The sequence below is a fragment of the Paenibacillus oryzae genome, assembly GCF_001675045.1.
Taxonomy (GTDB): Bacteria; Bacillota; Bacilli; order Paenibacillales; family Paenibacillaceae; genus Pristimantibacillus; species Pristimantibacillus oryzae.
Window position 1 is genome coordinate 15,709 of the sequence record NZ_LYPA01000072.1, and the last position, 23,096, is coordinate 38,804.

General features: G+C 50.2%; 22 protein-coding genes and 1 riboswitch. Of the genes, 11 read left to right on the top strand and 11 right to left on the bottom strand.

Translation table 11 applies throughout. The features are described from left to right. Nucleotides 1-590: 590 nt before the first annotated feature. From A7K91_RS20630 to A7K91_RS20655, 6 genes are all read right to left on the bottom strand, one after another. A complete protein-coding gene (locus A7K91_RS20630) occupies nt 591-1,493 on the bottom strand; it encodes an STM4011 family radical SAM protein (protein ID WP_068686279.1) in 903 nt (300 codons plus the stop codon). After that, nucleotides 1,490-2,836, bottom strand: coding sequence for an STM4012 family radical SAM protein (locus A7K91_RS20635; protein ID WP_068686280.1), 1,347 nt, complete (start codon nt 2,834-2,836; stop codon nt 1,490-1,492). The genes A7K91_RS20630 and A7K91_RS20635 overlap by 4 nt, the downstream gene beginning before the upstream one ends. A gap of 223 nt (nt 2,837-3,059) precedes the next feature. Continuing rightward, nucleotides 3,060-3,845 (bottom strand): STM4013/SEN3800 family hydrolase, encoded by a 786-nt coding sequence (locus tag A7K91_RS20640; RefSeq protein WP_068686282.1) that lies wholly within the window; start codon nt 3,843-3,845, stop codon nt 3,060-3,062. Between the two features lie 64 nt (nt 3,846-3,909). Beyond that, nucleotides 3,910-5,253 (bottom strand): STM4014 family protein, encoded by a 1,344-nt coding sequence (locus A7K91_RS20645; protein WP_169833436.1) that lies wholly within the window; start codon nt 5,251-5,253, stop codon nt 3,910-3,912. Further along, the gene (locus A7K91_RS20650) at nt 5,189-6,034 is read right to left on the bottom strand and encodes an STM4015 family protein (RefSeq protein WP_068686284.1); all 846 of its coding nucleotides are present in this window, start codon (nt 6,032-6,034) and stop codon (nt 5,189-5,191) included. The genes A7K91_RS20645 and A7K91_RS20650 overlap by 65 nt, the downstream gene beginning before the upstream one ends. A gap of 318 nt (nt 6,035-6,352) precedes the next feature. After that, entirely contained in the window at nt 6,353-6,919 is a 567-nt protein-coding gene (locus tag A7K91_RS20655) for a GNAT family N-acetyltransferase (protein WP_068686287.1), read from the bottom strand. A 173-nt stretch (nt 6,920-7,092) separates the two neighbouring features. Here A7K91_RS20655 and A7K91_RS20660 point away from each other — a divergent pair, with 173 nt between their 5' ends. From A7K91_RS20660 to A7K91_RS20670, 3 genes are all read left to right on the top strand, one after another. Beyond that, nucleotides 7,093-8,877, top strand: a complete 1,785-nt coding sequence (locus A7K91_RS20660) for an aminotransferase-like domain-containing protein (protein WP_068686289.1) — start codon at nt 7,093-7,095, stop codon at nt 8,875-8,877. A gap of 86 nt (nt 8,878-8,963) precedes the next feature. After that, entirely contained in the window at nt 8,964-9,602 is a 639-nt protein-coding gene (locus A7K91_RS20665) for a bifunctional transcriptional activator/DNA repair enzyme AdaA (RefSeq protein WP_068686290.1), read from the top strand. Next, nucleotides 9,589-10,116 (top strand): methylated-DNA--[protein]-cysteine S-methyltransferase, encoded by a 528-nt coding sequence (locus A7K91_RS20670; protein ID WP_068686292.1) that lies wholly within the window; start codon nt 9,589-9,591, stop codon nt 10,114-10,116. The genes A7K91_RS20665 and A7K91_RS20670 overlap by 14 nt, the downstream gene beginning before the upstream one ends. 20 nt (nt 10,117-10,136) lie before the next feature. On the opposite strand, the gene A7K91_RS20675 is transcribed toward A7K91_RS20670, so the two are convergent. Further along, a complete protein-coding gene (locus A7K91_RS20675) occupies nt 10,137-10,745 on the bottom strand; it encodes a DNA-3-methyladenine glycosylase family protein (protein ID WP_068686294.1) in 609 nt (202 codons plus the stop codon). A gap of 202 nt (nt 10,746-10,947) precedes the next feature. Here A7K91_RS20675 and A7K91_RS20680 point away from each other — a divergent pair, with 202 nt between their 5' ends. The 3 genes from A7K91_RS20680 to A7K91_RS20690 all read left to right on the top strand — a co-directional run bounded on the left by A7K91_RS20680 (nt 10,948) and on the right by A7K91_RS20690 (nt 13,153). Continuing rightward, the gene (locus A7K91_RS20680) at nt 10,948-11,643 is read left to right on the top strand and encodes a Crp/Fnr family transcriptional regulator (protein WP_082967634.1); all 696 of its coding nucleotides are present in this window, start codon (nt 10,948-10,950) and stop codon (nt 11,641-11,643) included. A 152-nt stretch (nt 11,644-11,795) separates the two neighbouring features. Further along, nucleotides 11,796-12,029, top strand: a complete 234-nt coding sequence (locus tag A7K91_RS20685) for a DUF2249 domain-containing protein (protein ID WP_068686296.1) — start codon at nt 11,796-11,798, stop codon at nt 12,027-12,029. A gap of 245 nt (nt 12,030-12,274) precedes the next feature. Beyond that, nucleotides 12,275-13,153 (top strand): ion transporter, encoded by an 879-nt coding sequence (locus tag A7K91_RS20690; protein WP_068686298.1) that lies wholly within the window; start codon nt 12,275-12,277, stop codon nt 13,151-13,153. Between the two features lie 552 nt (nt 13,154-13,705). On the opposite strand, the gene A7K91_RS20695 is transcribed toward A7K91_RS20690, so the two are convergent. Both A7K91_RS20695 and A7K91_RS20700 read right to left on the bottom strand, forming a co-directional pair. Next, on the bottom strand, nt 13,706-14,698 hold the full coding sequence (locus A7K91_RS20695) for a DMT family transporter (RefSeq protein WP_068686361.1): 993 nt from the start codon (nt 14,696-14,698) through the stop codon (nt 13,706-13,708). 125 nt (nt 14,699-14,823) lie between these two features. Continuing rightward, nucleotides 14,824-14,967: riboswitch (FMN riboswitch) on the bottom strand. 172 nt (nt 14,968-15,139) lie between these two features. Then, the gene (locus A7K91_RS20700) at nt 15,140-16,033 is read right to left on the bottom strand and encodes a LysR family transcriptional regulator (RefSeq protein ID WP_068686300.1); all 894 of its coding nucleotides are present in this window, start codon (nt 16,031-16,033) and stop codon (nt 15,140-15,142) included. Nucleotides 16,034-16,148: 115 nt separating this feature from the next. Here A7K91_RS20700 and A7K91_RS20705 point away from each other — a divergent pair, with 115 nt between their 5' ends. Next, a complete protein-coding gene (locus tag A7K91_RS20705) occupies nt 16,149-16,520 on the top strand; it encodes a CidA/LrgA family protein (protein WP_068686302.1) in 372 nt (123 codons plus the stop codon). After that, nucleotides 16,517-17,200: an LrgB family protein gene (locus tag A7K91_RS20710; RefSeq protein ID WP_068686304.1), complete on the top strand. Its 684-nt coding sequence runs from the start codon at nt 16,517-16,519 to the stop codon at nt 17,198-17,200. Before A7K91_RS20705 ends, A7K91_RS20710 begins: the two co-directional genes overlap by 4 nt. A gap of 16 nt (nt 17,201-17,216) precedes the next feature. Here the strand turns inward: A7K91_RS20710 and A7K91_RS20715 are convergent, their stop codons facing one another. Continuing rightward, complete coding sequence (locus A7K91_RS20715; RefSeq protein ID WP_082967636.1) at nt 17,217-17,699, bottom strand: RNA polymerase sigma factor; 483 nt, start codon at nt 17,697-17,699, stop codon at nt 17,217-17,219. Nucleotides 17,700-17,826: 127 nt separating this feature from the next. Between A7K91_RS20715 and A7K91_RS20720 the strand changes: the two genes are divergently transcribed. The 3 genes from A7K91_RS20720 to A7K91_RS20730 are packed head-to-tail and all read left to right on the top strand — an operon-like array spanning nt 17,827 to nt 21,157. Continuing rightward, complete coding sequence (locus A7K91_RS20720; protein ID WP_068686306.1) at nt 17,827-18,537, top strand: response regulator transcription factor; 711 nt, start codon at nt 17,827-17,829, stop codon at nt 18,535-18,537. Further along, entirely contained in the window at nt 18,534-19,994 is a 1,461-nt protein-coding gene (locus A7K91_RS20725) for a sensor histidine kinase (protein WP_068686308.1), read from the top strand. Before A7K91_RS20720 ends, A7K91_RS20725 begins: the two co-directional genes overlap by 4 nt. Continuing rightward, nucleotides 19,991-21,157 carry a hypothetical protein gene (locus tag A7K91_RS20730; protein WP_068686310.1) on the top strand — a complete coding sequence of 389 codons (1,167 nt, stop codon included), beginning with the start codon at nt 19,991-19,993 and terminating at the stop codon, nt 21,155-21,157. The genes A7K91_RS20725 and A7K91_RS20730 overlap by 4 nt, the downstream gene beginning before the upstream one ends. Before the next feature lie 153 nt (nt 21,158-21,310). Here the strand turns inward: A7K91_RS20730 and A7K91_RS20735 are convergent, their stop codons facing one another. Next, complete coding sequence (locus tag A7K91_RS20735) at nt 21,311-23,026, bottom strand: methyl-accepting chemotaxis protein (RefSeq protein ID WP_068686365.1); 1,716 nt, start codon at nt 23,024-23,026, stop codon at nt 21,311-21,313. Between the last annotated feature and the right edge of the window lie 70 nt (nt 23,027-23,096).

The window sequence follows — 23,096 nt, forward strand, 5'->3', positions numbered from 1 at the left end:
CTCTTTTTCTATACTTTGTACGTTTCATCGTACAATATCGCGAGCGATACGCCTCTTTTTCTATACTTTGTACGTTTCATCGTACAAAATCACGAGCGAGCCGTCTCTTTTTCTGTGCTTTGTACGATTCATCGTACAAAATCGCGAGCGAGCCGTCTCTTTTTCTGTGCTTTGTACGTTTCATCGTACAAAATTACCAGCTTGTAGCCTCTTCTACATAACATTGAATGATTCATCACACATAACCAGCAGCGCGCACACTTTTTTTCAGAAGTTTGCTCACTAAACCTGTAAAGCTATCTACTCAATCACGATTATGATCACGATCTCTGTATCTGCATTTGCATCTATCTCTATCACTACAACCATATAAGTGATTCGATTAGCTTAAAACCGCTTCTTTGAATCTTAGTCTAATCAAATGGAGTTCTGTTCAACCGAATGCTGTCAATCAAGTTTTGTTTAATCGAGTACAGCTCAACCGAGTTCGACCAAGCTCAATCGAGTGCTGTTCCATCAATCCAAGTTCAATCGAGTGCTGTTCCATCAATTTTTGTTCCATCGGTTTCTGATCAATTGTTAATCGGGAATCAAGCATCCTTGGAAAAGGGCCGCCCTATCGCCGCTTTAGCATGGCTAAAACCAACGGGATTTCGCTCCAGCAAGCCCGCTCCGTATACTCCCTCAAGCTCAAGCTCCGGCATATGAATATAGCCGATGTAACAATCGCAGGCTTTCATCCCGCAGGGCCTGTCGGCAGACAAACCCTCCAGTCCGTCCCGGTACAAGTTGCCGATGACCCGTCTATCCTTGTAGCAGCGCTTGACCTGACCCGCCCCTTGTACATAAAAAACGCTCCGGCCCGCATGGCATGACCTGCCGTAGCTTTCATAATCCGCAACGTTCAAGCTGAATAAAGGATCGATGGAACGAAAAGCGGCCAGATCCTCTTCGTTGTAATAATTGCGTTTGTCCTTGTACGCATTAACCCAGAGATAAACATCCTCGGGCAGCTTTTGGCGAAGGGAAGCAATAGCGGGATAGGCGCTGTTAAGCCCGACGCTACCTACACTAAAGGGCATCCCAAGTCCATACGCTTTAAGGCATTGGGCCAAAAATCGCTCCTCGCTCACCTGTCCGGGGTGATATGTTGCCCATAATGCCGCTTTTCCGACATTTAGCTCCTTCACAAAGTCCAGATTGCAGGATAAATTCGTTTGAATCGCAACCTTATCTACATGCTCCATATGGGATAGCTCAATCATAGCCTCGCGGTACCAGCGATGAATGAGTCCTTCTCCGTACGGGTTAAAAAAAATGGAGAGTCTATGTCCCTTGCCGCCCTGCTCTCCTGCCCAATCTACAAATGTCTCAAGCTGCTTTTTATCCTTTGCCAGCGTCTCCGCGCTGTCTCTCGTTTTGCCGAAGGGACAATAGGGGCAATCATAGTTACAGGAGGAGAGTGAGCCGCGATAATACACTACCGCATTCATGGCAGCACAAACGCCTCCATTCGTTTTCTAATTTCCCCGGAAATAAACCAGTCGCCGATAGAGTCCGAATAGCTCAGCCCTTCAGCCGTCAGCAGCAGCGTGTCGCCCTCCGATCCAGCCAAACCAGCCAAACCTGATTCCACAAGAAGCCGCAGCTCTGGAAAATCGTCCATCGGCGAAGAGTCAAACCGGTCCCTGTAATGGCTTAACGCAAGACCCTCCACATGCAAAATGGCCTTCAAAATAAAACGCCGCTTCTGCTCCTCAAGCCCAAGCCTAATTCCGTAATCGGCATGCTCGTAGGACTTCGCCGCCACATAGTCGGCTATGATGCTTTCCGTCGCTTTGCGGCTGACTCCATAACGGGAGGAATAATGCACGCCTCGGGTATAGGAGCGGGCCCCGCAGCCGAGGCCGACCATTCCCTCCTCCTGGCAGCTATAGTCCAGCAGCTGCTTTCCGCTGCCCGGAGCGGCTATTTTGGCAAAACGGCGCATGGAATATTGGCGGTAGCCGCTTCTGAGCAAAAGCTCCCTTGCCGCCGTATAACATGCCAGCCGGATATCGGACTGCTTTGCGATTTCACCCGGCTTCACGATGGTATGCTCTCGCGTATAGAGCGGGTATAAAAAAATCTCCTCCGGCTCATACCGAAGCGCTTCGCCGAGCGAATAAAGCCAGCTCTCCAGGCTTTGCCCCGGAAGTCCATAGATTAAATCCAGATTCAGTATCGGAAAACGATATCTTTTGAGCAGCTCCAGCGCCTTATAGACAATTTCCGGCTTCTGAGGCCGGTATATCGCTTCGGATTCCGCAGCAACAAAGCTTTGAATGCCCATGCTGACCCGGTCCGTTCCGTTTTTCTCCAGCACGTCCAGCTTTTCCTCGTCAATCGTTTCAGGGGATACCTCGACGGAGATGGATACCGTCTGCAGATCAACGCCCATTCTGTCCACCGTAATGCGGAACAGCCGCTCCAGCAGCTCCGCGGAGAGCAGCGTCGGCGTACCGCCGCCAATGGCAAAACGGGCATAAGGCTTGCCGGTAATCAGGCTGGCCCATTGCTCCGCCTGGCGCTCCAGCGCATCCACGTAGCGAACATGGACATCATCGCGCTTGTCGGGCAGCGTAAACAGATTGCAGAAGCCGCAGCGCGCTCCGCAAAAAGGAATATGCATATACAGAAACAAGGATTCTGCCGGCTCGTCTCTCCACAGCTCATGAAGGGTAAGCGGCGGCTCTATGGCCTGATAGGAGGTTTTATGGGGGTAGGAATATAGATAGGAGCGGTACGGATTAGCCGCGATATAGTCCCTTAGTTCAGTATGTGTGTTGGTCATCATGGCCTTTTTCCCCTCCAAAATGGATATATCTTTGTTTGTTGTATGTGAAAGCCTCTATCGAAGTCTCACGAAAGGCTTCTTGGAAAGCCTCTCCGGAAGGATCACCCTCGATTAGCGGCAGGTTTATATCGCATCAATTGGCACTAATTCGCACTAATTCGCATGATTTCATATTAAATTACATATTTTCGCATGATATCGCATCAGAACGCGGCCTCTGCTTTTAAAGAAAAAACTCCCGGTAGGGTACGTCCCATACCGTCTCATGCGCCAGCCGATGGCCGTGGTAGCCATCCTCGCCGAAGGCCTCTCCATGGTCTGAGAAAGCAAGGCAAAACACCGGATTGCCCCGCTCGCGGAAGGCCTGGAACAGGCGTCCCAGCTCCCCGTCCACGTAACGCAGCGCCACCCGCTGGGTTTCTACGGAATCCTTGCGCGCTCCTTCCACATAGATATGGCTTGGGCCATGAATGGCGGATACATTTATAAACATAAAAAGCCGCTGGTCAAGCGGGGTATCATTCAGCAGCTTAATGCCGTGATTGACCTGGTTCTCTGTGGAACGCGCATTCGTTACGCCAAAGTTCATACGCCAATAGCTATGCTGAAAATAACCCGGCAGCACCCGTGCCAGCGGCACTTTTTTACTGAAAAAAATAACGCCGCCGATACACACCGTCTTATACCCCTCCGCAGCCAAACCCGAAACAACGTCGGGTGTATCGAACAGCCAGGTATGGGGATGCGTCTTCAGCCCTGTTCGGCTGGAATGGAACAGCCGGATATGCTGCGACTTGTCCGTTGTGGCGGGCGTAGGCAAAAAACCGCCGAAAAAAGCATGATGCGCCGCATAGGTAAAGCTGCCCGGCGTATGACGCTTTTCCCATGGGCCGCTGCCGCACAAATGGGGGCAATTGGCCTCCTCCAGCACGGCGGCATCGTAGCGCAGCGTATCCAGTGTAATCATCAAAATGTCATGCGTGCCTACAACGGCATTCATATCCGTCATCGTATTTATCCACCTCTGGAGGGTATTCAAATTGTCAGGAAAAAAAGCGAAAAAAGCGGCGGCTTCAAGCTCCGCCGCTTCGCCCGAACAACAAAGCCATTTCCCATTCGTAAGGCGTTAACCCTTCATGCCGGACGCCATAGAGCAAATCGCCAAACGGATTCACATCCGTCACGTAACAGCGCTGCGCGCCCTCCGATACAAGCACGTCGATTCCCATGGAAAAAGAGTACGGAAAAACCGCCGATGTTTGCAAGGCGATACGCTGCACCTGCTCCTGAACCTCAGTCGACAAGCCCGCTTCGTCGGCGTCCATCCGCTGGCTTCGCAGATGAAGATTCGTAACCGGCGTTTTGCTGGCTCGTACAACGGCGTGGCCGGCTTTTCCTCCTGCTACCAGTTGGCGAATATCGGAGGCCAAGCCCCCTGCGCGGCGTTTGGCAATCCATTGCTCCGCATGAGCGCCATGCTTGTACAGCCAATTCACAATAGCGGCGATTTCGCCGCTTTCCGTATAACGCTTCAGCTTGCCGCTGTTGTAATAAACGGGAGGGCGCGTCACATAACGCTCCACGCCGATGGTTGTCATGGCAATTTCCGCGCCGGTCACAGGATTAACCTGATAGGCAATGACGCCGGAGGCCGCAGAGCCGGAGGCCAGCTTCACAAATACACGATAAATCCCTTCCGCCGCCATCGCCTCGCGCAAGGTTTCGTAATCCGTCGGGGGCGCCGCTGCTCCGCCGATTATTCGCGGTACCGCAACGCCCGCCAGGGTTAACGCCTCCTGCGTACGGCGTTTGTCCGTCATCAGGGCGATTTCCTTGGGATCGTTTAGCCATGTGGCTCCCGGCAGCGCCGTCTCCGCTTCTCGCCGCAGCTTTGCCAGCAGTCTGCAATACCCCCGGAACCATTGCCCGGGGTGATGCAGCACGCCTGGCAACTCGGGCAGCCGGAGCGCGGATGACGCGCTTAACGGACAGGAGCCGGGATGATCGGGAAGAGGATGCAGCGTATCGTCTCCCTCCCCCGCCGCGTCCGGCGCACCCAGCGCTATTAGCGCCTTTTCCGTTTGGAAGCTGCCGCCGGGCGATTCCAATCGCAATAGCGGCGGCGACTCCAAGGCCTGCGCCGCTCTAGTCAACGCGCCCTCTCCCTGCAGCACATCGGCATATGAAACCACAACGGCGGGCGGCAGGGCCAGCTTTGCCAGCGCCGATTGTATCCCCTCCGTGCGTTTATCCCCCGGCTGACCGATTACAATAAGAGGTTGAGATAGCTGTGCCCGCCCTTCACCTAGGGCGCTCCGAACCCCGGAAGCAGCGACGGCCCCGGCGTTTCCGTTATTCCGTGATGGATGGATACCGCCAGTCCTCCTCTTCGTCCAGATCCTGTTGATCGCTGACATCAACCGGAAGTCCGCTTGACTCAAACCGGCTAACCATCTCATCCGACATAAAATGATAGTTCAAATCAAGCTTTTTCAAGCTCTTGATGCGAGGACAGGCCAGCAGCGCCTCGCCGCCTTTGTCGCTAAGCGTGCCAAGCGACAGATCCAGCGTCTCCAACTGCTCCAAAATATCATGATCGCACAATGCAATCGCAATTTCATCCTGCAGCTCGCTGTTTTTCAAGCCCAAATAGGTCAGCTTGGGGAATTTGCCCGGCGGGATAACGCCCATGACATCCTCCAAGCCTCCGTCAAAGCCGTAATCTTCAACGCCAAGAAACAGCTCCAGCTTGCGCAGGTTGGGCAAATTCGCGCCGGCTATGCTCTTAAGCACGCTTTGGGGCAAGCCGCCCGTTATAATAATAAGCTCCTCTAATTTATCGTGTTCAAGACGGCTTAATTCCAACTCGTTGCCGCCTTGTATCGTTAGGGATTGCAGCTCGGGAAAAGCGGAGAGCAGCGGAGACAAATCGGATTGAATGATCCAGGAGATCTCACATTCCTCGGAGCTCATATCTCCGATGAACAGCTTGCGAAGCGATGGGAAACGTGCGCTGTGCTTAACCAGCGCTTCTACGGTTTCCTTTGAGCTGTTTTCGTAGGATTGGCCCCACTCCCCGATAATAAGACTGGACAGTTGGGCGCTTTCCGGCGAATTCGCCAGCTTTTCGATCTCGTTCTCCATCCGTTTTCCATTTTCATATTCATCATAATCTACCGTTAGCTTTAATTCCGTCATGACTTTCCCTCCCGAAAAAATATACTTCCATAATCTACCCTATCATCTGAGCCGAGACAGAGTCAAATGGCTTCCTTATAGCCTTTAAATGCCAAATGACGCTTTCTGTCCCCTCCTTATAGGGAATCAGAAAGCGCCTCAAATGACAATCCGGTCACAGACTTATTTTTCAGCTTGCAGGACTTCCTCCCGGACTTTCTCCCCCAGGTATACTTGAGCTGTCCGCTCGCCCGCAAAGTTCCACAAAACCCCACTAGACATAACGGCTCCTCGTCCGCCCGCTTCTTGCCGTTGATCAAATTGCCGTTGATCAAAAAACTAGGCTTTCCGGCCTATTCCTCTAATCTCCCTGTATTCCTCCTCCAGAATGCTCATAAGAATGGAATCGTGGTAGGCATGATTGTAATACAGAGCTTCGCGCTGAATGCCTTCTTCCTTAAAACCAAGCTTTCCATATACATGAGCCGCCCGTTTGTTGAAGTCATATACATTCAATTCGATCCGATGCAGGTTTAAGATGCCAAAGCCATATTCCAGGAGCAGCTCCAACGCCTCCGTTCCATACCCTTTTCCCTGATTTTGGCTATTAAATAATGCAATTCGAATATTGCCATTGCGGTTTAAGGGATCAATATCCTGAAGCGCAATATCTCCGATAAGCGCATCATCCTCACTTTTCGCGATAAGGAGCAGCACCGAAGAGGAGTCCTCCCTCTTTCCTTCCATATAAGAATCAATTTGCTCTCTTGTAAAATGTTTTTGCGTTCCGGTTAGCCTTCGCGTTTCGCAATCATGCAGCGAATCGAAATACCAGTCAAGATCCTCCGCCTCAAAGGGGCGCAAATATACAGATGCTCCTTCCAAAAAACGTACAGGCTTTTTCATAACGTTCCCTACCTTCTTGTTTCGTTTTGTGCAACCCTGCCTTATCTGTCCCTTACCTGAGGGGAAACGGCTTTATTGAGCTTGTACTTCATGCTATCATCAAACTGTCTATTGATAAATATACAGTTTATTAAAAATAAAGACGACAGATTATCATACAGGAGCGACCTGCCATGAATTATGAGCCTTATTTAAATAGGGAGAGCACTTCCGGGCCCCTGTATCTTGCACTTTATCAAGCCATAGCAGCTGATATGAAAAAAGGGAAGCTGCGCAAGGGAGAGCGTATGCCGTCCATAAGAGCCATGGCCCGTCATCTCGATCTCAGCATTACGCCTGTTGAAAGCGCCTATCAGCAGCTCTGCGCGGAAGGTTATCTGATCGCCAAGGCCAAAAGCGGATACATTGTTGCGGATATGCCGGACATGCAGATGCAGCTTGTTGACCTGCACAATGCGACGGAGAAGCAGTCGCAACATGCCCACTTGGGCAAAGCGACGGAGGGGCTATCGCAACAATCCCCCCTTGGCAAAGCAACGGAGAGGCAGTCGCAGCAGCAATTTGTCTCCGGCAAAGCGGCGGGACCGCATAAACAGCGTCCAGACGATTTTACGCGAACCTCAGTCTATCTCTATGATTTCCATATTGCCAAAAATGACTTCTCCTTTTTCCCGTTTTCGGTGTGGAGACGCATGCTGAATGCCGTGATGAGAGATGATGGGGATTCTTTGTTATTTTACGGCGATAGGCAAGGGGAATGGGGGCTTCGTTCGGAGATAAGCTCCTATCTCTTTCGCTCCCGCGGAGTTATCTGTGAACCGGAGCAGGTGGTCATTGGGGCAGAGCAGCATTTGCTTCTGCATTATTTAACGCTGATGCTGAACAATGGCAGCCGTATATTGGCTGCCGAAAATCCCTGTTACCCGCTCATCCCGCAAGCGTTTCGCTCGGCAGGTTATACTGTTGTGCCGCTGGATATTCCGGGAGTCGGCATTGCAAATAGAAGTGTTGCAGCGTCAAGCGATGAAGGACCAACTGAAGTAATTCCATGTGACGCAAGTCCAGCTAGCGCTAGCCCCAGTGACGCAACTCCATTCAACGTCAAGCCAACTTGCGCGAGCCCGGGAGGCGTAACTCCAAACGGTGCAAGGGCAATTGACGAAAGCCCGCGGGACGTAATTCCAAACGGTGCGGGGCAAGCTGACGCCAGCTTCGGCATAGCCGAGGCTAGTCCGCTGAAACTTTCGGCCGACATCCTTTCGATTGCCCCGTCCCATCAGTTCCCGAGCGGCCGGGCGATGAGCGCCGCCGAAAAGCTGCGGCTGCTGGAATGGTCGGCTTCCACGGGCGGCTGCATTATCGAAGATGATTACGGCGGCGAATTGAGGTATAGGGGCCAGCCCATACCTGCCTTGCAGGGAATGGCGCCGGATGCCAATGTCATTTATCTGGGCGGCATGCCTCAAGTGCTCGCGCCAGAGCTGTGCATTCATTATATGGTGCTTCCAAAAGGCATGCTGCCCGCCTTCCGCAAGCTGGGCCAGCAATTGATGTTTGAGCCCTCTTCCCCGCGGATCTATCAGCGAACGTTGGAGCATTTTATTCGCGAAGGCCATTTTGAACGGCATATCCGGCGGATGAGAAATGTTTACCGGCGCAAAATGAATGTGCTAAAGGATTCCCTTAAGCTCTCCTTTGGCGAAAAATGCTCCGTGGAACCTGCCGTAACCGGTCTTCATCTTGTGATGAGCGTTACGTCCAGCAATTGTGAAGATATATTGACAGAAGCGGCCAAGCAGGCCGGTGTTCGAATTGCTCCGGCATATCCTTACACTATCGGCCGCGGGACAAACGGCTTGAAGCGGGAGCTGCTTATTGGCTTTGGAGGCATTCCGGAGGAGCAGATTGAAGCTGGCGCCTTGGCGTTGGCCCAAGCTCTTATGCCGCTTCTGCTATAGCCCCTATTTTGCGATCTTGCTTTTCCATTTGAAAATAAACACAGATGGCATTCGGGAGGTTATACTGTTTGCAAGGAGGCGGCACTATGGAAGAAAACAATAAATACGTTGGAGAAAGCTTTGCAAAACACTTTGGAAAACACTTTGGAAAGCAACTTTCGGACGAGCAATGGCATGCTGTTTCGGACAACGATAAAAGCTATGACGGAGTTTTCATATACGCTGTTAAAACGACCGGTATCTTTTGCCGGCCTTCCTGCAAATCAAAGGTGCCCAGGCGCGAAAATGTTATGGCGTTTAACGATGCGTCGCAAGCCGCTGCCGCCGGGTTTCGGCCCTGCAAGCGGTGCAAGCCGACAGGCATGGCAATGCCGGATGAAGAATGGATCTCCATAGCGGCGGATTATGTAAAACGCCATTATAAGGAGCCGTTGACGCTGCAGGAGCTGGCGGACGCTTGTCACGGGACACCCTACCATTTTCACCGCACATTCAAAAAAATTAAAGGAGTAACGCCTTTGGCTTATATGCAAGACCTTCGGATTTCCCGCGCTAAGCATCTGCTTGCTTCAACATCAGATTCGGCGGCGCGAATCGGCCAGGAGGTCGGCTGGCCCAATGCGCCTTATTTTATAACCGTATTCAAAAGGCTGACGGGTCTGACGCCGGAGGCCTACCGCAGCAAACATAAAAGAAACGAGGAGCACAAACATGAACCGTTCTAAACCCGAAACAAAAACGATTTATTGGTCGCTGCTGCAGCATGGGGAATGGAATCTCCATCTTGCCGTTCATGAGGGAGGATTATGCTTCATCGGTTCGCAAAACGCTCCCCTGGAGGAGCTCGAGCAGTGGCTGTCCTCGCGTTATCCCCAATGGGAGCTGGAGAGAAGCGACAACATGCTGCAGCCGTATGCCAATGCGCTCATTCCTTATTTGAGCGGCGGCAGCGCACCATTTGATTTCAAGCTGCATCTGCAAGGAACACCATTTCAGGAGTCTGTCTGGCAAGCGCTTTGCGACATCCCTTACGGCCAAACCCGCTCCTATTCCGAAATTGCGGTGAGCATCGGCAAGCCCAAGGCGGTGCGCGCCGTCGGATCGGCAATTGGCGCCAATCCGCTGCTGATCATTGTCCCATGTCATCGCGTCATCGGAAAAAACGGGGCGTTAAGCGGTTATCGCGGCGGAATAGATATGAAAACGAAGCTGCTGGAGCTTGAACAGAGAGCAACTTAAGCAGCCCTTTAGCGGTGTTGTCAGGTCGACAGCGCCCACAGATAGAGAGAAGCGACAGTGCCATACGGCGAATAGTTTGCCCGATATCTCTGGAAGGTTGTTTCATCAAGCTCGGACAAGCCGTACAAACGCATCATTCCTCGCCGTATGGCGGCATCGCCAAAGCTGACGATATCCTGGCGCTCCAACCCGTGAATCAGCACCATTTCCGCCGTCCATCGTCCTACCCCTTTTATCCCCTTCAATAGAGCCATCACTTCCTGGTCCGGCAATTGCTTCAGCTCCTCCATCGAAAAGCTGCCTTCTTCAATCCGGGTTGATAGGTGATGAATCGTTTGTGCTTTTTTCATTGTCAGCCCGCAGCTTTTAATGGTTTCCACGTCATAGCCGGCCAAATTGGCCGATGTGATATCGCCTAAATGCTGCACCATTCGGCTCCAGATGGCATCCGCCGCCTTTACGGATATGAGCTGGCCCACAATGGCATAGACCAGCGCTTGAAATGCATCCGGCATAATGACTCGCTGAATGCTGCCAAGCTGCTCGATAGCAGCTCCAAGCATGGGGTCATTAGCTTTTAAATGCTGGATTTCCTTCGCTCCATAACGAAACACTTTATCTTGCAGCATGCTTCATTCCTCCTTTTATCTCTATCATTATACGCCAAGCGTCCTGCCCGCATAGAAGCAGAGAATGAAAAGGCAAGAATGCAAAATAGGACTGCAAATCAGCAGCGTTTTGCCTTTCACGTTGCAACTGCAACCGTAATGCTTTCTTTTTTCCAGTATAATAGCGGTACATAAACAAGCCAGTCTGGAAAGGAGCATTCAAATGAATCTTGAAATCATTATTCCATTTCTTCGCAAAACTAACCTGTTTCACGATCTCAGCGAGCAAGAGCTGAAGCGGGTAGCGGAAATAGCCATCTCTCGCCGCATATCGCGGCGTTCCATCCTATTTACAGAAGGCAGCGAGAAGGAATGTGTTTATTTTATACAAAAAGGGCTAATCAAAACCTTCAAGACTGACGAAAACGGCCATGATCAAATTGTCTCCTTTTTGTCCACCGGCGACATGTTTCCGCATATCGGCTTTTTTCACCCCCATCCTTATCCTGCAACCGCGGAGGCTATTGTAGATTCACGACTGCTCGCCATACCGGTATCCCAGTTCGAGACGCTAATGCTAAACTACCCGTCCATCGGCATTAAAATGATGACTGTTCTTGGCGATAAAATCCGGGAGCTTCAGGAAAAAATCCAGGGATTGACCGGACAGGATGTCAAACACCGCGTCATTACGCTGCTGCTTCAGCTTGCGGATCAGCTAGGCAAGTTCAAGGACAACATATGTGTCATTGATTTGCCCATGACCCATCAGGAGTTCGCCATTTCCGTCGGTACAACCCGTGAAACGGTAAACCGCCTGCTAAGCCAGTTAAATAAGGAGGAGCTGCTGGAGGTGAGCCGCAATCAAATCATTATTTTTGACCTTCGCGGATTAAAGTCCCAGATTAGTTCCGGCTAATACCAGGGATATTCCCTTGACCCGCCTCCGATTAACCTGCGAAAAAAGCGTCCTGGCAAGTTGGAAAATATGTGACACGGCTCATAAGGACCTCCCTGCTCCTGTCTTATAATGAGGGGGCAAAACAAACCTAACACCGGGAGGAATTAACAATGAGCCAATTTGCAGCTACCGTCAATGCGACTGAATATCCGCCACAGCTCAAGCATAAAGTGATTTTCGAAACCTTCAACAACCTGGAGCCGGGTGAAGCCATGCTTCTGATCAATGACCATGATCCTGTGCCGCTTCGCTTTCAGTTCCAATCCATGCATCCTGAGAAGTTTACATGGGAGTACATCGAGCAAGGACCCGAATGGTTTCGCGTCAACATCGGCAAGCTTTAAGAAAGGTTGCGCTATACGGCGGAATGGCGGGATTGTATGACGAAGCCAAGCAAGTCAACGGTTAATGCTAACGCAAAAGACGCCAAAATAAGGCTCCATTCATTTCACTAGTTCCAGTGTAAATGGATGGGGCTTTTCCCGTTGGCGGGTGGAAAGCTTCTTTTTGATCTGGTAGAGTAAAATAGTGCATTTCCGTCTGTCCGTTATTTTGGATAGTCAACTATTCCCGAAACGGAGGGTTTTATTTGAGCCTCGGCAAATTGATTCAATCTGCCCCGTTTAGAAATGGCGTATTGCTTCTTATTTTGATTAATGCCTTATTGGTTGGCCTTGAAACTTACCCCGCCGTATACGATGCCTATCTTCCATGGATTAATTGGGTAGATCGTTTGCTGCTATGGCTGTTTACGGTAGAAATCGTGTTAAGAATTGCCGCGAACAAAGCCTCCTATTTCAAGGACGGCTGGAATGTGTTCGATTTTGCTATCGTGTTAAGCGGGCATCTGTTTACCGGAGGTTCGTTTGTAACGGTTCTGAGGATTTTGAGGGTGCTGCGTCTGCTTAGAAGCATTTCCGTGATGCCGTCCCTGCGGAGATTGGTTAACGCGCTGCTGATGACTTTGCCATCGCTGTGGAATATTTCCTTGCTGCTATCCATCCTTCTATACATCTTTGCCGTAGCCGGCACCATGCTGTTTGGACAGGCTATGCCGGAACTGTTTGGCTCCCTTCACGCCTCGCTGCTGACGCTGTTTCAGATCATAACGCTGGATTCCTGGTCAAGCGGCATGATGAGGCCGCTTATGGACATATACCCTTGGGCCTGGCTTTATTTTGTATCCTTTGTTTTGTTCGGTACGTTTATCGTTATGAATTTAATTGTAGGCGTTATTGTAACCAATCTGGACAAAGCCAATGCGGCGGATGAGCAGGTTAATGCTAATGCCGGTGCTAATACCGCTAAGGAGCCGGTCATTTCCAATGAAGCCCCTACCAATGAAGCCCATTACAAAATAAGCGAGTTAAGCGAGACCTCCGGCGACCAGACCGAACTGGCTGCGTTGAGAGCGGAAATAGCGGAATTAAAGGAGCTTGTGGTCGGTTTGGCCAAAAAAACAGGCTGAAGCTTGGTCAGAGCGGCATGCGCTCTTAACTTAGCTTCAGCCTGATTAGCGAGGTTAGTGAAATTAGCAAGGTTAACTGGAATAGCAAGGTTGACGGAATAGCAAGATTAGCTACATTAGCACAGCTAGCCGGAACGATCTGATTAGCAGCATTAGAGCAGCCAGCAAGATCAACCAGTTTAGCACGGTCATCTTCAGCGTTGGAAAGCAGAATCGGATCTGCACTCATCCTGCGGACATTTATGACCTTTAGAAGCTGATTTTTACGAATTGCGGTTCTGTAAAGGACATTTGTGTCTGTTAAACCCCATTTTGTCGCCCAAATGAGTCAATTTGAAGCGCTAAAGGACACGGACGTCCGTTGCTGATGGCTAATCCCGCTATTTCTGATGCTAACGGACATTAATGACCGGCATACGGGATAAAAGCTTATTCAGCTTACACACTGCTGCCAGCCAAGCAATGGCCCCTTATTCAGCTTACACGCTGCTACCAGCCAAGCAATGGCCCCTTATTCAGCTTACACGCTGCTGCCAGCCAAGGAGTGGCCCCTTAAACCGCTGCGGCGGCTGCGCTTCGTTCCGGTTGAATATCCCGCTCCGGCTGGACAATCCGTTCCTTCTGTCTGGAAATAATAAGCAGCGTTGTCCAGATCAGAACAAAACCAACAATTTGCGTTACCGTAATCACCTGCTGGAACACGGCAAAATTGATCAATACGCCAACCATCGGAAAGCTTAATTCAGCGAGCGTTGCATAAGAAGCTTTGATGGCGCTTAAGCCTTTGTAATAAAGCAGCAGGCTGAGCAAGCCCGGAAGAAGCGCCTGAAGCAGCAGGTTAAGGCCAATCAGTCCCATTGCTCCGGCTTCGCCCGGCAGCGACCATATCTGGCGCTCTCCCAAAACAAGAGCCAGCAGCAAGGGCAGCGCAAGAATGAATCGTAGCGAAGTCACCGCTTCGTAATTGAGGACGCCAAGCATGTATCGTCCCATAACGGTCGAGCCGCCCCAAAGTACTGCAGCGCCGATCGACATCAGGCTTCCAGCCTGAAGCATTTCGCTAATATTGGTAAAAGGCAGCTTAAAGCCAAAGGTCAGCAGGTAGGTGCCAGCGATAGCAAGGATAAACAACATGCCAAACGATTTGGGCAGCTTTTCTTTAAGCAGCCATCTGGCCATCAGAATGGCGAATAGCGGCTGAAGCTTCTGCAGAAGCAGGACAGAGTTCAAATCCCCCGTTTCCAGCCCTTTTGTAAACATTACCGTTGCCAATGCGGAGCCGCCCCACGAAATAAACAGCAGCGCGCCGACATGACGCAGCTTTAGCTTGCTTAATTGCTGCCGATGCTTCCACAAAACAGGAGCCATGAACAAAAACAGAATAACATGCTCCAGAAGGGCAATTTGAGTTGAAGTAAGGTGCTCCAGCAAAAGGATGCGGAATAACGGATCGACGCCCCATAGCGCAGAGCCTAATACAACAAACCAAAAGGCGGGTTTAACGGCCTGGTTTTTAAAAATGGGTAAAGACATCATGTTGCTCATGGTTGAATGCTCCCTTTCGCGCATTCTGCCTTCTGGGGTTTTCATCATACAAGAAAAGCCCCGTATCGCATGAAATATGCGAAACGGGGCTAGCCAAATAAACATGCCAAAGGCATATTCAAAATGGCGATCTTCTCCCATCCGGACTTTACCGTCGGCCTTGGATTCTCACCAAGTCAGTCCCTCTGCCATTGTTGGCTAAGGGAGTCGCGGGCTTCGCTTCGCAGCTTTACCGCCGGTCAGGAATTTCACCTGCCCCGAAGATCAGTATGCTTACAATAATTATTTTTATGACTTAAGACAACTATATGCTTCGTCACGCTTCAAAACTATGATGATTGTCACACACATTAAAAAAGTAAGTAGCAATGTTATTTTCATATCATAAGTGGATCAAGATCTCTTGTCAAGAGCTATTCACTAAATTCCATTAATTCATATCTATTTTATAGGATTTGATAGCTGTTCGTTTGCAAAGGACAGCCATTTTCGAGCGGCAAAGGAAAGATACCCTTCCTTGTGCCATATCATGACCAGCCGCCATGGAATCAGGGGCTCCACCAGCTTCACGATGCTGACCGCGCCCGGAGCAAGCTGCTTGCAAATCGTCTCCGGCAGCATGGCAATGCCCAAGCCGGCCGCTACCATACCGCCGATAAAATCCCACTGCGAGCTTTCGCAAACGATATCCGGCCGAAAACCCGCTTCCCTGCACGCCTCCAGCATGACATCATGCAGAGTGAAATCCTGTCGAAACATAATAAAGGATTCCGCCGCCAGCTCGGAAAGGCTGACTCCGTCACTTTCCGCCAGAGCATGCCCTGCCGGCAATACAACCTGCAGCCTTTCCTCCACAACGGGAAAAGAAGCAAACGTATCCTCCGGAGAGGAGAGCAGCACGACACCCATATCCAGCTCCCCTGCCGCAACGGCAGCTTGTATTTTTTTGCTGCCATCCTCCAGTATGCTGATCGAAATGCCGGGATGAAGCTCGCGGAAACGCCGAATAACCGACGGAAAAAAGGAAGACCCAACCATAGGCGGCAAGCCAAGACTAATGCTTCCCTTCTGCAAGCTGGTTAGCTCCGCCAGCCCGTTTTGGATTTCCTCCATCTGGTCCACGATTTTGCCCGCGCCTTGCGCGATTACTTTCCCTGCATCGGTAAGCGTAATGTCCCGGCCCGACCGGATAAACAGCTGCACGCCTAGCTCATCCTCTAAATTTTTTACCGCTTTGCTGATCGTTGGCTGGGTAATGTGAAGACGCTCCGCAGCTTTAGTAAAGCTCTGGGAGCGTACGATTTGCAGCAAATATTGAAGCTGTCGGATATCCATGTCTTCCTTTAGCCCTCTCTCATAGACAAATGGCATGATTTTGATGCATACAATTCATTTTACCTATGAAAAAGACTGATGTAAACTTGAGCCCAGAAGAAGGAGTGTGTGCGTCATGCCCGTTTGGGTTAAAATCATTTTGCAGGTTTTGCTGTTCACCCTTATATCAACTGCCATGAACGCGCTTGTTGCCTGGCTTTCACTGCCGATTCCCGGCGGGATTCTAGGTATAGCCGTATTGTTTATATTGCTGAAGACGGGCATCGTCAAGCTGAAATGGCTGGATGCCGGAGCTTCCTGGCTAATCGCGGAGATGCTGTTGTTTTTTGTGCCTTCCGCCGTTGGCGTTTTGTCTTACGGACCATTAATGGCTCATGAGGGCTTACGCATTCTGCTTGTTATTATATGCAGCACAGTGCTGGTTATGGCGGTGGCGGGCAGAATCGCCGAACGCATGGCGCGAAGCAAGGAGAGTGCCAGCTTGTGATTCCATTTTTGTGCTTCTGCGGCACACTGACCGTTTATCTGGCATCCAAATGGCTTCATCGCCGGAAGCCGGCTATTTACACCGCCCCTTTGCTGGTAGCGCCGATTTTTCTCATTCTTGTGCTGCTGCTCCTTCGCGTGCCATATGAGGATTACAACGCAGGGGCGGGGTGGCTAAGCGCTATGATCGGCCCCGCCACCGTTGCGCTAGCGGTGCCGCTCTACAGGCATTGGGAGATGCTCAAACGTAATGCCGCTATCATTGTAACCAGCACAGCAGCCGGTGCAGCGATTGCCGTTATTTCCTCCGCCCTGTTAGCCAAAATAGCGCATCTGAGCCCGGCCGTAACGGAAAGCCTGCTGCCGCGCTCCACTACAACGCCGATTGCGGTGGCGATCTCCGGCTTTATCGGCGGAATTCCCAATTTAACGGCCGTATTCGTTCTTATTACAGGGTTGCTTGGCATGCTGCTGGGCCCAATCGTTATCAAATGGTTCCGAATTGAAACCGAGATTGCCCGGGGCGTCTTGTTCGGAACAGGCGCGCATGCGGCCGGCACCGCCAAAGCCTTTGAGTTTGGTCAAATTTCGGGAACTGTATCCGGCATTGCGATGCTGCTGACAGCGTTTATTACGCTCTGCCTTGCGCCTTGGCTGATTACCCTTGCTTTGCTGGGGTGATCGGCTTTTTTATATGTCAAGAGATGACCCGCGTTTGGCGGATTCTTTTTACGGCATGAAACAGTGAGCTTCTAATCATACCTTCACTTTTATTCACAAGCTCCGCTGTTTCTCTTGTGGTATAGCCGTGCAGCAGGCGAAGCTCTAATATTTTGCGATGCTCGCCGTTTTTGACCGGCGATACGATCTCCTCAATACTCTCCTGTATTTCCATCTCCGATGTATCATAATGATTGCTGGCTAATTCCGCCCGCCAAATCTGCTTGCTAGACCGGCCCCGTTTGCGAAAGATATCAATGGCTAGGTTGCGGGCCGTCTTGCGCAAATAGCTGCCCAGCTTGTCCATTGAAACCTCGGACTGCACATTTATGAGCCTGATAAAGCATTCCTGTGTCAAATCCTCGGCATCCTCACGATTACCCATCAATCGCTCTAGATATCTCGTAATATCTGCTTTATAGTTAAGATAGGCTTGTTGAAATTGGCATTCGTTCATCATTTTACATACAGGCTCCTTTCTATCAGAGCCAGTTTAAATCATTTATGTTTCAAATCGCGCCAAGTTTGTATCCGATTTGTAACATCTGCTAGATAAAGCCGACACATCGCGAGGAGAATTAATAGGAATGAAGCAGAAGAAAATTTTGATAGTCGAAGACGAAGGGGCCATACGCGATATTTTATCCTATGCTCTGCGCAAGGAAGGTTTTGCCGTTGTGGAGGCGACGACGGGACAAGACGGTTTGGCCGAACTGAACCGAAGCAAGCCTGAGTTAGTACTGCTTGATTTGATGCTTCCCGATATGAGCGGCTTCGATCTATGCCGCAAGCTGTCGGCAAATCTCAAAATACCCGTTATTATGATTACAGCAAAATCGGATATGATGGACAAGGTGCTGGGCATGGAGCTTGGAGCCGACGATTATATTACGAAGCCGTTTGATATACGGGAGGTCGTTGCCCGCGTCCGGGCGATTTTCCGCCGAATCGAACAAATTAGCGAAAGTCTGGAAAATCAATCCTTTGACGTAATTACGCTCGACAGCCGCATTGAAATCCGCAAGTCGGAGCGCGAGGTATTAAATAACGGCCAGCGTACCGGCCTGACCAACAAGGAATACGATTTGCTGCTGTTTCTTGCCAGCCATCACCGCCGCGTTTTTACGCGAACAGAGCTTCTGGACAAAGTATGGGGCTTTGATTTTGCCGGCGATACCCGTACCGTCGATATCCATGTACAGCGTATTCGCAAAAAGCTGGATAACGCGCAAGGCGCTTCCGTTATCGAAACCGTATTTGGCGTCGGCTACAAACTGGATGCCCAGGTGTCGCCATGAGATGGACGATCCAGCTAAAAATGGTAGCGTTATTTGCCCTTATTTCGTTTATCGGCTTTTCGGCCATGCTGATTATTTCCTATCGTGTAACGGAGCAAAATATGTATCGGATTATTCATGACGATATGGTAGACGTCAAATCCAACCTGGATATTGCAGTCAACCAATATTTTCTGTTGCGGCAAAAACGGATCAACAGCGCTTCGCTTGCTTCGGAACGTCTTGGCCTAGCGAAGGAAATCGGCTCCTCCATCGGCGGCAGCGTTATGATCTTCAGGCCGGATGCCAAGCCTTTTTCCGTTGGGGACGATATGCAGCAGGCCGGCGGCGCGCCGGATTTATTAGCGGCAGCCCGGCAGGAAATTGCCTACACCACCAAGCTGAACAACAAAACGGCGACCGCCAGCTTAGCATTTCCGATCATGTCGAACGAAGTAACCATTGGTATTTTGCGTTATCAGCGGGACTACAGCGAGCTTTACCAGCGCAACCTGCAGCTTCAGGAGACGCTGAAGCTTTTTGCTATCATCATTTTTATTTTTATTTTTATCGCATCGGTGCTAATCTCCAATAAAATAACCAATCCCGTTCGGCAGCTGACCCGCCGGTCGGCCGAGGTTGCGCAAGGCAAGCTGGACGCTCGCATTGAAATTGCTACAAGGGATGAAATTGGCGAGCTGGCTGCCAGCTTTAGCGTTATGGTTAACCGGATAAAGGAGCAAATCGACGTGATCCAGCAGGAGCGGGACGAGGTTAAGCAGGTTCAGGCGAGGAGCAAAACCTTTTTTGACAATGTTACGCATGAGCTTAAAACGCCGTTGACCACCATAGTTGGCTATGCACAAATTTTGAAGGATAACGGCTTTACAGACAAGGCTTATTTTGACAAGGGACTGGACTATATTATTAATGAAAGCGGGCGGCTCAACCGGATGGTTGTTGATATACTGGATTATTCCGTCGTATCGGCATCCAATTATGCCTACAGGTTTGCCACAGTCGATATCACCACCCTTATTCGGGAGTCATGCGAGGATATGAGAATTAAAGCCGAAAAATACAATATTACCATTCATAGCGAGCTGGAAGAGCATCTGCTTGCTCACGGCGATCGCGAAAAGCTGAAGGAGGTCTTCCTGAACGTCATTGACAACTCGATCAAATACGGCCATGTGAATTCCATAATCAGCGTGGGCGCTAAACGCCGGCAAGCTATGATCCAAATGTCGGTCAGAGACCGTGGAGACGGCTTGTCGGAGGAGGCTTTGCGGCAGGTGTTCGAGCCTTTTTACCGCGCTGGCGGGCCGGTGAGCCGCGAGAGGGGCAGCGCTGGCTTGGGATTATCCATTGTCAGAACGATTCTGCAGGACCATGGGGGCAGTATTGATATGAGCAGCAAGCTGCACGAAGGTACTGAAGTGACGATTTACCTGCCGGAGGCGGAGAGAACTATATGAATAATCCAAGTAAAGGCAATAACGGAGCCGCCTGGAGGAGCCATCTGCTGCTTGCGGGTTTGCTTCTGCTGTTTATCGCCGGTATTTATGGCATCAGCGCATTATATGAGCTGGGCAGGTCCTCCGATTACCGTACGGTAACGCTTCCGACCGGACAAACACCTAATTCCCTTGCGGAAATACCCGGAACGACCTTCAAGATCGAGTCCGTTTTCCGTCAGTCCTTTGAGTATCCTATCTATAACCTTTTGGCCGTTGACCGCAACAAGCTTTTAATCAATCGCCCCGATGCTTCGTTTAGCGGCCTCAAGCTGTCACTGCTCTCTATTGATGAAAAAGAGCTGCAAGACATTGCATCCAATGTGGAATACGGTATTACCCTTTCCCCGGACAAGCAGCAATTGATTTACGGGAAATTCGGAAGCAGCTGGAATGAGATGACAATGCACGCCTACCAGCTGGATACAGGGGAAGAAGCCCCTTTCAATGGAAGCACCCTCATCTTGGTATCCTTTATCGATGATCACTCCTTCGTCGGATTGGACAGCGAGCATTTGAATCTGATCGTATCCCATGATGGCAGTCAACAAACTCTGTACAGCTACGACGAAATGACGGAGCTGATTGCTAAAGCAAGCGGGGCCGAGCAAACCAGCGACGTTATTTTTTTCAGCTTTTATCAGCTCAGCTCAGATAAGCAGAGCATCTATTTTCTAGCTCAAATTAAAGAGGGGTACGGTCTTTACCGCTTTGGGCTACAAAAGCGGGAGGATATTGTTGAGATAGTCACCGCTGAGGATATTCAGCAATTTGTAGAGATAAGCAATGGAAAGTTTATCATTCAGGGAACAGTGGATGGAAAAGCCGGCATTTACATGTACGATTCACCAGCAAAAAGCTTTACCTTGCTAGCTGAAGGTCCCATCTGGAATATGGTATTGGATGATGATTTGACGCGTCTCGCCTACTTCTCCGTTCAGGATAACCAAAACAACGAGCTTCATGTTGCTCTATTAGAAAACGGAAAGCTGCTCTCAGATACCGTCATTTACCGCAACATTGATAACTTGCAGCTAATGAAATGGCTTGGCAACGATTTGTTCCTGACCGGTGGGGACATGGAAAAAAGTGAATTGTATCGGTTTACGCTGAATGCCTGGTAATGAGAGCTGCTTCTTAATCCGTTAAATGTTTACTTTCATTCGGCAGCTTCCAGACAGCAAAAAGACCGCCTGTAAGGCGGTCTTTTTGCTGTGCGGCAATTTCATAACAAGAACTTCTAGCGGATGGAAACAGCATTATTCTATATCATGAACCTAGATTTTAAACTTATTGACCTGCCCCTGCAGCTGCTCGGCCATCTGGGAGAGAGAAGCGGCGGATGCAGCAATTTCTTCCATCGAGGCAAGCTGCTGCTCGGTTGCAGCCGATACGTTTTGCGCGCCGCCGGAAGCTTTTTCAGCTATATCCGAAACTTCCTTCATAAATTTAACAACCTCATCGCTGCTTGCCGCCATCTGCTCCGCGCCCGCAGATACTTCCTGAATCTCTCCAGCCACCTTGTTAATCGCATTCGAGATTTTTTCAAATGCCCGGCCGGCTTCTGTCACAATTTCCATGCCGCTTTGCGTTTCTTCACTATTGACTTGAACCGCTTTAACCGCATGCCGGGTATCCTGCTGGATCAGCTGCACCAGGCTTGCAATTTGCTGCGCTGAAGCCGACGATTCCTCTGCCAGCTTCCGGACTTCTCCGGCAACGACGGAAAATCCTCTGCCATGCTCCCCCGCCCTGGCTGCTTCAATCGCCGCATTCAAAGCCAGCAGATTAGTTTGCCCGGCGATGTTGTTAATGACCGCCGTGAAGGCGCCGATCTCGGAGGAACGTTCCCCCAAAGCAGTCATCAATTCCGACAACGATATCATGGACTGGCGAACAGAGCCCATTTGCTCTACCGCTCCCTGAATGATTTTGTTTCCTTCCGCGGATTGATTCGCTGCATCAATAGCGGTTACCGATACACTCTGTGCCAGCTCCGCGATCTGCTCCGTGCCAATAGCCATCTCGCCCATCGCCTGGGAAGAGCGCTTCACTATATTCAACTGTTCAGTGGTCCCTGTCTCCAGTTCATCCACCGTCACGGATATTTGCTCGGCCGCCTTTGTATTTTGTTCCGCGCTTGCCTGCAGCTCCTCAGAAGAAGCTGCCACCAGCTCGGAGGTCGCTCCAACCGATTCAATCATTCCGCGAAGATTTGCAGCCATCGTATTGAAGGAGGCCGCCAGCGATCCCAATTCATCCTTGTTTAACAATACGATCGGTTCCCCGGTCAGATCGCCTTCGGCAATGCGAATCGCTGCCTGATTGACTTTTTGAACCGGTCTGGAAATCATAATGGATATGCCGATGGCAATCAGGAGCGCAATGACAGCCGCAATAATCGTTAGCGTCAAAATGATGGTATATGATTGCTGAGCCAGATCAAGTGAGCTGCTGCTTGCCATTCCGGCACCTTCATTGGAAATCATAATCATTTTGGTAATATTATCATTTGCTGTGTACCACAGCGGGTAAGCCTCGGCATGCAGCCTGCTCGCTTCGGCATAATTATTATTCAACCCCTCCTGGATGAAGTTTGGTATTTTGTCCAGATATTTATCGTAGTTGTCATTGAATTCCTCAAGTAATAAGGAAATTTCACTTCCTTCCTCATTATTATCTTGAACAAGCTTTATCAATTGCTCTCGCTCTGTTTCGATCTTGGCAAGCAACTGATCCAAAGCACCCTTCATCTTTTCCAGTTCTTGAGCATTTTCCTCTACGATAATGGTTAAAGCAAGACGTTCAACGTCCGATACATCCCCATTCATAATTCCAAGCAGCGTAACTGAAGGCATCCATGCCGAATCAATTTCTTTCGATTTTGAGGACATGCCTTGAATCTGGTTTAGTGCATAAAGGCTGACGATCGCCAGCAACGCCACAACCGCTAAAAATCCAATCAATAATTTACTGCGAATCGACAACTTCATTTTTCCAACTGTTTTCGCCCACACACTTTTCATAATCCATCTCCTCAGCCTATGCCTGAACTTTTAGTAA